General features: G+C 76.4%; 1 protein-coding gene. It reads right to left on the bottom strand.

Going from position 1 to position 563, the window contains the following annotated elements; all coding sequences use genetic code 11:
- Positions 1 to 563: SAV_2336 N-terminal domain-related protein (locus tag GCU69_RS32545; RefSeq protein WP_268969233.1), on the bottom strand; the 563-nt coding region annotated here is incomplete at both ends.

The following is a 563-nucleotide window of genomic DNA, read 5'->3' on the forward strand; positions in this document are numbered from 1 at the left end:
CGCCCTCACCGGTGAAGCCGAGCCGGGACGCCTGGCCGGGGCCCTCACCGCGGTGCAGGGCGCCGTACGAGACCGGCAGCCGGGTGCGGGACCAGAGGCGCTCGGGCAGCGGCTGGAGCACGGCGACCGGGGTGTGCCGCGCGAGCCGGTACAGCAGCCGGTGTGCCTGTCCGGTCCGCCACAGCGGTCCCGCGCAGTCGCTGACGACGACCGTCACCCGGCGGCCGGTCGGGTCACCGAGCTGGTCCGCGGAGCGCAGCCCGGTCGGCTCGGGTTCGAGCCGCCGGCCCAGGGCCGGTTCCCCGTCGGGCCCCTCGTGGAGGTAGTGCAGCTGTACGTCGCGGAAGGCGCCCAGCTGCCGGAAGACCTGGTGGAGTTCGCCGAGGAGGCGGTCCCAGACGCACATCGAGGAGGACGCGTCCATGACCAGCTGGAGGGAGGCGTCGGCCCGCAGGACGGGCCGGTGGACCGGGAGGATCAGGCCGCCCGCGCGGGCGCTGTTCTCGGCGGTGCCCTGCTCGTCCAGCACCCAGCGGGCGGGCGGGGCGCCGGAGCGGTAACGC

Origin of the sequence: Streptomyces lycii (assembly GCF_009735685.1) — a bacterium.
Taxonomy (GTDB): Bacteria; Actinomycetota; Actinomycetes; order Streptomycetales; family Streptomycetaceae; genus Streptomyces; species Streptomyces lycii.